Raw genomic sequence first — 10,400 nt, 5'->3', positions numbered from 1 at the left:
GCGGAATGCGCCTTAGCAAGAAACTTGATCCCTTGTCGCGGATTGAACTTTTCCGATCCGAACAACTCGCTTCTTTTTGTAACGGTGACAAGATCGCACTGCTTTTTTTTGCGCACGGCGTTAAATTGCGACGCCGGCAGCGCTTTTTGGATGGATGTAATCGCGCGTTTGTCCGAGGCCACAAGGCACGCATCCCCGGCCGCCAGGCCGCATGCCACAAACGGCGCCACCGCATCCGCCATTTCATCGCGCGTTTTGCAGATAAGGCACGCGTAATCGTGCGTGGTTATCCCGGCTATAGCCTCCAAAAAGCTCCCGTTGTTACTTCTACCCTGTTTCACTCCTTCCTCCGCGCGTTTCTGCGCTTGGGACAATTTTGGCGAGCTTATTTGAGCTTGAGTCGAATTCAACTTGATTCTCGTCAATGAGACACTTTTAAATATATGAAGCTGCGGAATTAACGCGGCAAATCAAACGAATCCGCCCCGCCAATACCGCCCGACTTCCCGGTTTGCGCATCGCCATTTCCGTTTCCGATTCCTCCGTGCTTCGGCCCCGGCTCGGGCAACATGCATAAACCGCGTCGGATTGTGCGCCCGCGGCACGACCCGATATTAACACAAGGTTTCGAAAAACGCGGTTTTTCATGATGCCGGAAACTGCTTTCCGGGATTCAATATCCCTTGCGGATCGAAAAGCGATTTAATTCTGCGCATCAAGTCCAACTCGGCCTCTCCGATTTCCCAGGAAAGAAACGGCCGTTTTGTCATCCCTATTCCGTGCTCTCCCGAAATAGTCCCGCCCAGATCCAGCGCCAGTCTGAAAACGAATGCGACCAGTTCCTCGGCGGGCGCTCGGGTTTCGGTCCGGTCGTCCGGCAGCATCACCGTCGCGTGAAGGTTGCCGTCGCCCACATGGCCGTAGTTGCAGAAAAACAGCCCGCGCTTCTCGGCTTCGGCGGTCGACTTCGCGACGAATTCCGCGAGCGCCGCGCGCGGCACCGCGATATCCTCGTTCAGCTTTACGGGCGCGACGTTGTACAGCGCGGACGCCAGCGTCTTGCGCGCACTCCAGATTTTCGTCCGCTCGGATGCATCCGCCGCCTGGAAAATTGACCGCGCGCCGTATTTTTCCATCACCGTTTTGACGAGCGCCATTTCCGCGTCGGCGGATTCCCGCGTCGCGCCGTCGGTCTCCGCAAGTATTAATGCCTTCCAGTCCCCGCCGATAAGCGGCGCAACGGGAGCGGGTGCAATCGGTTTCGGCGGCTCGCCACTGGACGCTGCCGCAAGCGGAACGGCTCTTCCGGTTATGACCTCGATGCATTTCCGGTCCGCGAATTCGAGCGCGCGCGGCAGCGCGCCTTCGGAGCAGACATGCGCGGCGGCAGTCAGCGCGGCTCCCTCGCTGTCGAATCCCGCCAGCACGGTCGCGGTGAACTTCGGCAGCGGAATTATCTTGAGCGCGGCTTCGGTGATAAGCGCAAGCATCCCTTCGCTTCCGCAGATGAGCCGCGTCAGGTCGAAGCCGGCGACGCATTTGTGCGCGCGGCTGCCCGTGCGGATCACGCTTCCGTCGGCCAGAACGCAGGTGAGAGCGAGCACCGAATCGCGCGTGACGCCGTACTTGACCGCGCGCATCCCGCCCGCGTTTTCCGCGATGTTCCCGCCGATGGTCGCGTACGCGGAGCTTCCCGGGTCCGGCGCATAGAACATCCCCTTCGGCGCAAGGTGCGCTTGGAAATCGTCCACCAGAATTCCCGGCTCGACGACGGCGCATCCGGAAACAGGATCTACCGAAAGCACCCGGTTCATCCGCAGGAAATCCACGACGATGCCTCCATGCTCCGGGACGCATCCGCCGGTCAGCCCCGACGCCGCGCCGCGGGCGACTATCGGCGCGCCGTGCGCGGACGCGACTTTGCAGATCGCGGAGACTTCGTCCGTAGAAAACGGCCAGCAGACGACGTCGGGCTTCCCGCGCAGCCGGGACGCGTCGTACCCGTGCGTCACTTTGATTTCGGGCGACGAAGAAACCCGGTCGCGCGCGAGCGCCCGGACAAGCTCGGATTCGATTTTGCGGTAATCGGGCATTGGCACGGTGGAAGTATACAGCGGCCATCGAGCTGGATTTCAAAGTTTGCAACTCTGTTGGAGAGGAATTTTACTTCTTCCCAAGTGCTTCTAGAAATTCATCAACCGAAATTCCGGCCAGTCGAATTAAAGTACGAAGCGTCCCTTTGCGAACTTCCTTGTGATCCGGAACGGCGAGCAGAACCGACTAACCTTTTTTAACAAGACTTATATGTGTGCTTTCGCGGCGATGTATATTCCAGCCAAGGCGAACAAAAGCTGCTACAGCGGCTTTCCCGCTGACAATGGGAAGTTGCGCCACCTAAATAGCAACCTCGATGGCGTCCGTTTCAGGGGGAAGGGGCAGTCCAAGTTCCTTTCGGGACTTAATGCTCAATTTTATGGCGTCCTGAATATTGGCGAGCGCCTCTTCGCGAGTGCGGCCCTGGGAAACGCATCCCGGCAGCGCTGGACACTCGGCCACGATCCAGCCGACTTCGTCGGTTTCAATGGTAACGAGAAGCTTCATCGCTTCAATTATACCCCGAACCGGTCAACAAAAGCGGTCGCGGGAAAGCGCGCGGACAAGCTCGGATTCGATCTTGCGGCAATCGGGCGCGGCCACTGTGGGGATTATACTTGGCCAAGATTAGAATGCTGCCTGAAATTCAAGGCTTATTATCTTTATTCCGGCAGCATTTCGTAGAAGCTCCACACGCTGCAGAACCCGTCGCCGGGGCCGAAGTATTTGAACGCGTGGCGCATTATCCCGCCGTCCTTTCCCTTGTAGAGAGTGCTCAAACCGGGCCACGGCTTGCCCTCGAACTCGAAACCCAAATCCTTGAACAGCGTCGTGCCATGCGCGGAGAGCATCTTGAACTTCCACCCGCGCTTTTCGGCGAACGCTTTCTGGATTTCCGGCGGATCGGGGCTGACGACGACGAACGCAGCCCGCCGCTCGACATAGTGATACAGCGAGTTGAACCCGTCCGCCCACATCGTGCAGTACGGGCACTGCCTTCCCATATTGTGCACCAGCGCCAGCTTGTCATGCTTGCCGAACAGCTTCGAGAGCCTAACCTTTTTTCCGTTCCGGTCGGTAAGCGCATAGTCCTGCACCGGCGTGCCGGAGAGCTGCTTGTACGCCTCGGCGATTTCTGCGTGCAGCTTCTCCATCTTTTCGTTGAGCTTCTTGACGCGGGTTTCGGGTTTCATTGCGGCTCTCCAATGGTGGTGAAATTTCGCTTGCGGCTCAAACAAACTCCGCGTCGAACGTCGAGTTGCGCACGTTCGTGACTTCTACGTCCACCCAATCGCCCACGGCCAAATCATCGGGAGCGTCCGCGACGACCGCGGGCTTGTTTATCGGCAGCCGGACGATCGCGGTTGGTTTGCGCGAGCCGCCGCCCGCCCCTACATCCTCGACGAGTCCGCGGTACTTCCGTCCGACGTACTTGCGGTTCTCCTCCCGGCCGATCTCGTGCTGCAGCGCGATAAGCTCCGCCAGCCGCGCCTTTTTCTCCGCCTCCGGCACTTCGTCCGGCAACCGCGTCGCGGGCGTGCCCTCGCGCGGGCTGAACTTGAACATGTACGCGTCGTTGAACCGCACGCGCCGCATCATCGAAAGCGTCTCCTCGAAATCCTCCCGCGTCTCGCCGGGGAATCCCACAATCACGTCCGTCGAAAGGAAAATATCCGGCCGCGCGCTTCGCACCGCGTCGACACGCGACAAAAAATAATCGCGCGTGTACAGCCGCAGCATCCGTTTCAGTATCCGGTCGCTCCCCGCCTGGAACGGCAGGTGCAGTGAGTTGAGCATGCGGTCGTGTTTGTAAATCCGCGCCACGAACTCATCTGAAAGATCCCTAGGATGCGACGTGAGGAAATGCAGCCACGGCACTTCCGTCTCGTCCAGCACGCGCTCGACCAGCCCCGCGAAATCGGGGCAGCCCTCGCGGTCGTCGCCGTAAGTAAGAACGTTCTGGCCAAGCAGCGTGATCATCCGGTAGCCCATCTCGTGCTTGCGCCTCACGTCCGCAACGATCACTTCGGGCGGAATCGAAATCTCGCGTCCGCGCACCTTGGGCACGATGCAGTACGTGCAGCGGTAGTTGCAGCCGCGGATTATCGTGACGAGGCCGCTCTTCTTAAGCTCGCTAATCGCGGTGGCGCTTCCTATCTCCGGCGCGCCCATGAACTCGTCGACTTTCGCCTCGCCGGAAAGCACGCGCGGGTCGGCCGTCAGCGCGTCGCGTATCGCCGCGCCCGCGCCCCCGCTGTCGCGCATCGGCGGAAACGAGTTGTCCAGCGCCTCCACCACCGTGTCCGGCGCGCTGTAATCCACAAGCAAATCCACGAACGGGAACCGCCCCGCAAGGTGCTCCCGGCTTTTCGGCACCAGGCATCCCATCACCGTCAGGAACGCGCCGGGCCGGGCGTCCTTCACCGCCTTGAGCATCCCGATATACGAGTACGCCTTGTCTTCCGCCTTCTGGCGCACGACGCACGTGTTGACCAGCACCAGGTCGGCGTCGGCCTCGGTTTCGACGGGCGAACCGCCCCGCAGCCGCAGCGTGAGTTCCAGATCGTTCGCATCCGCCACGTTCATCTGGCAGCCGAAAACCTTGAAGCAGTAGGTGAACGCGGGCGTTTGCGTTGCGCCTCGCGCCGCTCCGGACGTCGATTCACTCAATTCGCCCGCCGATTCGTTTAGGGCTGAGGATGTTGCGCGCGCGCCAGCCACACCCGCGCCGAGCGGGTTAGTGACTTCCGCAACCGAATTTTCATTTGTTGTTGACATATCCGGGAAAGCCGCGAGAACCGCCGGCATGGTTGGTACCCCGCCGACGGGGGATTATGGTAGCAAAGCGGGGCGCGGCGACCGCGATCCGGGGGTCGCGGCTTAGCCCATCCCCCAATGCTACAATTTCACTTCCTTCGGGGCGTAGCGCAGCCCGGTTAGCGCGCTTGCTTTGGGAGCAAGAGGTCGCGAGTTCGAATCTCGCCGCCCCGATTTCCGCCCGGCCGCGCGGGGGCTCGTCCCCGCTTCAAGGCGGACTTCTCCGGCTGCACGGCGCGGAATCCCTTGCTCACGGCCAACGGCCCATCCCCGCTATCCGCGGAATCCGTAGCGCTGCTATGCGACCGGGATGACGAACCAGAACCGCCACTCGTTTCGCCCGCGGTCGTTCATCGAATCGAACCACGCGAACCGAAGCTGCACCGGGTGCTTCCAATACATAAGCTCCGGCCCGGCCGACCATCCCGGAGCGCGCCCGGCCGCGTGCGTCTCGATCACGTTCGCACGCAGCGACCAGTCGTCGACGCGGAATCCCTCAACAGCAAGCTCGTTGAAAAAGCCGCAGCGCGTGTCGTTTGTCGGAAATCGCGCGGCGGAAAACAGATCCCACTTCTTCGCCACGATCAGCGTCTGTGCGCCTATCCAAGGCACGTCCAGGCCGTCCGAATTTGTGTCGATCCCGACCGTGAGGCGCGGCTGGATTTTCGCCTTCACGATTTCCGCCGGGCGGAACGGCCAGCGGTAGCCTGCGCTCGCCGGCTCCCAGGTTTCGAGGTCCCACGAAAGTTGCACCTGGCCGGGGCCGAAGCCGGGAATGAGCAGCCGGTAGTCGTACACGGGGCTCCTCTCCATATAGAAATCGTTGATGATGTCTATCGAAAGCGGCGGGGCGGGCGGAGCCGCCGAAGCGGGTAGGGCGGACGTAATGAGCAACGAGCATGCGAGCGCGGCGATGGCTTGGGATTTCAAGGCATTCCTCCTTTCGGATTGCGGCACAAAACGCTATCTGTACCTGCCGAAAAGGGCATTGATTCAACTATCGGGGCTTTGGAATGGTAATTCAGCCTTGGGCGGCCATGGTATTGCGCGCGCCCGCCGGTTCTGCTATTATCCCGGTTCGCCAAATTCTCAGGTGGTATGTCGTGGAAGTCAGGAATAAGGAATATGAAGTGATGGTTCTCTTCAATCCCGAGACCCAGGCCGAGGAGATTGAAGAGAATGCAAAAAAGGTCGAGGAGCTCATCGCGCAGTACGACGGGCGGCTGTACCGCACGGACAAATGGGCGAAGCGCCATCTCGCCTATCCTGTGGATCGGTTCAAGGACGGCCTGTACGTTATTCACCGGTTCCGCGCGCCGAAGGAAATCGTGCCCGATCTCAACTACCTTCTCAAATACCATCCCAAGGTTCTTCGGTTCCTTGTGACGGACTACACCGAGAAGGTGGAAAAGGCTTCCAGGCGCAAGGCGCGGACCAAAGTTTCCAAGGTGGAGGCACAGGGGTAGCGACATGAAAACGCCAGGAAAAATGAGAGCCCGCAAGTCTTGTCCGTTCAAGCTTGAGCCAGACCTGCCCATCGATTACAAGGCGGTCATGCTTCTCAAGCGGTTCATAAGCGACCGGGGGAAGATTCTTCCCCGCAGGCGCACCGGAGTATCGGCGAAGTACCAGCGCAGACTCGCGCGCGAGATAAAGCGCGCCAGGTTCATGGCTCTTTTGCCTTACGTCAACAGGTAAGGCCGGGGCCGGCACGGAGGATTGCAATGAAGGTAGTTTTGTTGGACGACGTGGACAATCTCGGCGAAGCCGGGGAAGTTGTGACGGTAAAGCCGGGATACGGCCGTAACTGGCTTATCCCGAACAAGCTCGCGGACTTTGCCCGCCCCGACGTATTGAACCGCATCGGCCAGATCAAAAAGGCCGGAGAAGAGCGACGCCTCGCTCGTCTCAAGGAAGAGAAAGAAATCATCGAGCGTCTTACCGGAAAGTCGATCACGATTTATATGCGGGCCGGCCAGGAAAACAGGCTTTTCGGCGCCGTGACGAACCAGACCGTCAGCGACGCACTAAAGGCGTCGTTTGGCACAGATTTGAATCGCAAGTTTGTCCGGCTCGCCTCGCCGATTAAGCACCTGGGGGAATACGTTGTGGAGCTGCGCGCGTCGTCCGAAATCAAGGGTGAAATCAAGGTTGTGATTAAGTCCGAAGACGAGCGCGAATCCGATATCGCGCAGGCAGCCGCCTCCGATGCTGCATCCGCACCGGACGAATCTTCATCGCCTGCTGAAGGATAGTTGTCGGCTCGAAAATCGGAAATTTCTCCAGCGTGGTTGTCCAACCCTATGAAGTCCGACGCTATTTCGCGCGCGTGTTCGAGTCGCGCAATAAGGTTCTTTTTGCGTCAGACGCTTTTGCAAACCTAACGTGTTTGTAACTTGTTCGGGAAGTCTTAGGAAGTGAGAGCGAAGGTTGAAGAGTGCGCCGAAAATTTCGCTTGCCAGGAAACCGTATTGATTCGCCACCTCCGATGCGCTAAAACAGGGGCGACCGCCAGGGGGATTTTCAATGTTCATTTGTTCCGCCTGCGGTGCAATTTTCACGGGTCGCCGGACTGGAGATTAGATTGACTCGGGTTAGGGAATCGGTTTTCGAAGGACGGATACCGCCGCAGAATCCTGACATCGAACAGGCCGTGCTGGGCGCGATTATGCTGGATCCGGACATTTTCCCAGCCGTGAGGGAAATAATCGGGCCGGACAGTTTCTATCTTGACCAGCATGGAATAATTTTTGAAGCTTGCGTTTCGTTGTACGAACGCGGTTTAAAAAGCGACCTGCCCGCGACGCTTGACGAGCTTAAGCGCAAGGGGCTCCTCGAAAAAGTCGGGGGTGCGGGATACGTCGCGTCGCTTCTTTCCGCCGCGCCTACCGCCGCCCACGCGGAACACCATGCCTACCTCGTGCAGGAGCAGTACACTCTGCGCGCCCTCATCCGTACGTGCACGGAAATCATCGAAAGCGCGTTTGGACAGCAGGATTCGCCGGAGGAAATACTTGACCAGGCGGAGAAGGCGATACTGGAAATATCAAAGTTCGGAAAAGCGAAAGGCTACTCGGAGCTTGGAGGCGTGTTCGACAAGCTTATCGAGAAAATCACTAGCATTCACGACTTTCGCTTGGAAAGGCCGGGCGAGCCTTATTACGCCGGGGTACGCTCAAACTTTCCGGACATTGACGAACTGCTTCGCGGATTTCATCCCGGCAGCTTGAACATAATAGCGGCAAGGCCGGGCGTGGGTAAAACCAGTCTCGCCCTGAACATCGGGCTTAACGTTGCGGCGAATAATCCTCAGGGCTTGCCGGTGCTTTTGTTCAGCTTGGAAATGCCGAACGAAATGCTCGCTCTAAGGATGGTGGCGTCCGAATCCAAGCTGCCCATCGGGAGAATTGAAAGCGCCGAGCTGGCGGACAACGAGTGGCAAATGCTTTCGCAGAGCATCCGTAACATTTCGCGAAGCAGAATTTTGATGAACGATTCGAGCGCCTTGACGGTCCGCCAGGTGGCGAATACGGCGCGCCGCGTTGTCAGCAAATACGGCGGGATAGCGCTGGTAATCGTGGATTACCTTCAATTGATGTACAGCGGTATCAAAACCGAAAATCGCGTCCAGGAAGTAAGCGCCATATCGCGCGGCCTCAAAAACCTCGCACTGGACTTGCGCGTGCCGATACTGGCGTGCAGCCAGCTTTCCCGCCAGGTGGAATCGCGCAAGGAGCAGCGGCCGATGCTGCACGATTTGCGCGAATCCGGTTCGATAGAGCAGGACGCGGACGTCGTGATGTTCCTTTCGCACTGGATACCGCAGGGCGAGGAAGAATCCGCGCCCGCAATCAACGCGCCGGACTACGCACAGAAAATCAAGCGCAGGCTGACGACCAAAAAGCACACCGACAACATGCTCTGCTCCATCGCCAAAAACAGGAACGGTCCGGTGGGCGACTGCCCGCTTCTTTTCATGCGCGAGTACTGTAAATTTGTGCCCAGCACGTGGGATTATTTTCTTTCTGCCGACCGCGGCGGGAGGAAATCGGGAGGCAAATCATGAGATTACTGATAATTGGCAACGGCGGGCGCGAATGCGCAATCGCAAACACGTTGATGTTGTCCAAGCAGGTTGAGCGCGTATACACGACCGAAATAAACTATGGCGTGTACGACCCGCATATCGTGAGCGGATTCGGCCAAGTGCTGGAGGGCAAATACAGCGCGCGTGTAAGGTGCGTCCACCTTCAGCCGGACCAGAAAGAAGAACTTGTCAACGCGATTCAGCGAGAGAAAATCGACCTCGTGGTTGTCGGGCCGGAAGGCCCGCTGGCCGATGGTATCGCTGATTATTTGGAGAAAAACGAAATCAGGGTGATCGGCCCGGTCAAAAAATCGGCCAAGCTGGAATCGTCCAAGTCCTTCGCAAAAAAGTTTATGAAGAAGTACGATATCCCGACGGCGGAATTCCGCTATTTCGCCGCGAACGAATTTGACAAAGCTCTGGAGTACGGCGCATCGCTACCTTTCCCCGTTGCGGTGAAGGCGGATGGATTGTGCGCCGGCAAGGGGGTCTTCGTATGCGGGAGCAAGCGCGAGCTTAGATCCGCACTTGACAATCTGATGAACAAGCAGATTTTTGGAACGGAAGGTTCGCGCGTGATTGTCGAAGAGGGATTGTCCGGCAAGGAAATCAGCTTCATCGGCCTTTTCGACGGCGAAACCTACCTGCCGTTTCCGGCCGCGACAGACTACAAGCGCCAGCTCGACGGGGACAAGGGGCCGAACACCGGAGGGATGGGCGCCATAGCTCCATCCCCTTTCGCCACAAAAGAAGTCTTGGACGATTTCAACGGCAATATTCTGCCGAAGTTCATCGAGGGAATGAAAACGGAGGAACTGGAATACTGCGGATTCATTTATTTCGGCTGTATGCTTACCCAGGATGGACTAAAGGTGCTCGAATTTAACGTGAGAATGGGCGACCCTGAAGCTCAGGCCATTCTTCCACTCATAAGAAGCGATTTGTCCGCCCTTTTGGAGCTGTGCGCGAACCGCAGATTGGTGCGGGCAAGGCCTATATGGAGCAACGAGAGCGTTGTCACCGTCGTTCTCGCGACCGAAAAATATCCGACGGGCAAGAGTGCGCCGGTTCCAATCGGCGGCTTGGAGAAGATTCCGGCACTCAATCAGCGCATCGGCGTGAAACCGGAAGGCGAGGAGGATACGGTGCTCTATATGCATCCATTCCGCATGCCGCCAGTGAGCGTGTTCATGTCGGGCGTGACCTTGGGAGAGCCCACGAAGGAACACGAGAAGCTTGGACACCAGCCGCTTTACGCATCGGGCGGCCGGGTCATGGCGATAAGCGCGCGCGCCGCATCGCTCTCCGCCGCGAGAAAGCTTGCATACGACGCGGTAGGCAACGTAAAATTCAAAGGCATGCAGTTTCGCAAGGATATCGCCAAACTGCGCTAGGAGAACGA

The 10,400-nt window shown here is 58.5% G+C and carries 11 protein-coding genes and 1 tRNA gene; 6 read left to right on the top strand and 6 right to left on the bottom strand.

Translation table 11 applies throughout. From position 1 onward, the window contains the following. From HRF49_04680 to miaB, 5 genes are all read right to left on the bottom strand, one after another. On the bottom strand, positions 1 to 341 hold a 341-nt coding region (locus tag HRF49_04680), incomplete at its 3' end, for an MEDS domain-containing protein (GenBank protein MEP0813940.1). Positions 342 to 644: 303 nt separating this feature from the next. Beyond that, entirely contained in the window at positions 645 to 2,099 is a 1,455-nt protein-coding gene (locus HRF49_04675; protein ID MEP0813939.1) for an FAD-binding protein, read from the bottom strand. 295 nt (positions 2,100 to 2,394) lie between these two features. Beyond that, positions 2,395 to 2,601, bottom strand: coding sequence for a type II toxin-antitoxin system HicB family antitoxin (locus HRF49_04670; GenBank protein MEP0813938.1), 207 nt, complete (start codon positions 2,599 to 2,601; stop codon positions 2,395 to 2,397). Positions 2,602 to 2,756: 155 nt separating this feature from the next. Further along, positions 2,757 to 3,287 (bottom strand): DUF899 family protein, encoded by a 531-nt coding sequence (locus tag HRF49_04665; GenBank protein ID MEP0813937.1) that lies wholly within the window; start codon positions 3,285 to 3,287, stop codon positions 2,757 to 2,759. Between the two features lie 37 nt (positions 3,288 to 3,324). Continuing rightward, positions 3,325 to 4,764, bottom strand: a complete 1,440-nt coding sequence (gene miaB, locus HRF49_04660; protein ID MEP0813936.1) for a tRNA (N6-isopentenyl adenosine(37)-C2)-methylthiotransferase MiaB — start codon at positions 4,762 to 4,764, stop codon at positions 3,325 to 3,327. Positions 4,765 to 5,010: 246 nt separating this feature from the next. Between miaB and HRF49_04655 the strand changes: the two genes are divergently transcribed. Beyond that, a tRNA-Pro gene (locus HRF49_04655) sits at positions 5,011 to 5,085 on the top strand. Positions 5,086 to 5,208: 123 nt separating this feature from the next. On the opposite strand, the gene HRF49_04650 is transcribed toward HRF49_04655, so the two are convergent. Further along, a complete protein-coding gene (locus HRF49_04650; protein MEP0813935.1) occupies positions 5,209 to 5,841 on the bottom strand; it encodes a hypothetical protein in 633 nt (210 codons plus the stop codon). A 173-nt stretch (positions 5,842 to 6,014) separates the two neighbouring features. Here HRF49_04650 and rpsF point away from each other — a divergent pair, with 173 nt between their 5' ends. The 5 genes from rpsF to purD all read left to right on the top strand — a co-directional run bounded on the left by rpsF (position 6,015) and on the right by purD (position 10,392). Continuing rightward, positions 6,015 to 6,377 carry a 30S ribosomal protein S6 gene (gene rpsF / locus HRF49_04645; GenBank protein MEP0813934.1) on the top strand — a complete coding sequence of 121 codons (363 nt, stop codon included), beginning with the start codon at positions 6,015 to 6,017 and terminating at the stop codon, positions 6,375 to 6,377. A gap of 4 nt (positions 6,378 to 6,381) precedes the next feature. Further along, positions 6,382 to 6,609, top strand: a complete 228-nt coding sequence (locus HRF49_04640) for a 30S ribosomal protein S18 (protein MEP0813933.1) — start codon at positions 6,382 to 6,384, stop codon at positions 6,607 to 6,609. Positions 6,610 to 6,635: 26 nt separating this feature from the next. Continuing rightward, a complete protein-coding gene (locus HRF49_04635) occupies positions 6,636 to 7,166 on the top strand; it encodes a 50S ribosomal protein L9 (GenBank protein ID MEP0813932.1) in 531 nt (176 codons plus the stop codon). 329 nt (positions 7,167 to 7,495) lie between these two features. Beyond that, entirely contained in the window at positions 7,496 to 8,977 is a 1,482-nt protein-coding gene (gene dnaB / locus HRF49_04630) for a replicative DNA helicase (GenBank protein MEP0813931.1), read from the top strand. Then, positions 8,974 to 10,392, top strand: coding sequence for a phosphoribosylamine--glycine ligase (gene purD / locus HRF49_04625; protein ID MEP0813930.1), 1,419 nt, complete (start codon positions 8,974 to 8,976; stop codon positions 10,390 to 10,392). The genes dnaB and purD overlap by 4 nt, the downstream gene beginning before the upstream one ends. Positions 10,393 to 10,400: the final 8 nt, after the last annotated feature.

The sequence above is a fragment of the bacterium genome (assembly GCA_039961635.1).
GTDB lineage: Bacteria > 4484-113 > 4484-113 > JAGGVC01 > JAGGVC01 > JABRWB01.
This window is presented reverse-complemented; position numbering and strand designations above follow the sequence as displayed.

Coding starts and splice junctions, on each gene's coding strand:
- HRF49_04640 (MEP0813933.1), top strand. CDS start 6,382: ATGAAAACGCCAGGAAAAATGAGAGCCCGCAAGTCTTGTCCGTTCAAG.
- HRF49_04670 (MEP0813938.1), bottom strand. CDS start 2,601: ATGAAGCTTCTCGTTACCATTGAAACCGACGAAGTCGGCTGGATCGTG.
- HRF49_04665 (MEP0813937.1), bottom strand. CDS start 3,287: ATGAAACCCGAAACCCGCGTCAAGAAGCTCAACGAAAAGATGGAGAAG.
- purD (MEP0813930.1), top strand. CDS start 8,974: ATGAGATTACTGATAATTGGCAACGGCGGGCGCGAATGCGCAATCGCA.
- HRF49_04635 (MEP0813932.1), top strand. CDS start 6,636: ATGAAGGTAGTTTTGTTGGACGACGTGGACAATCTCGGCGAAGCCGGG.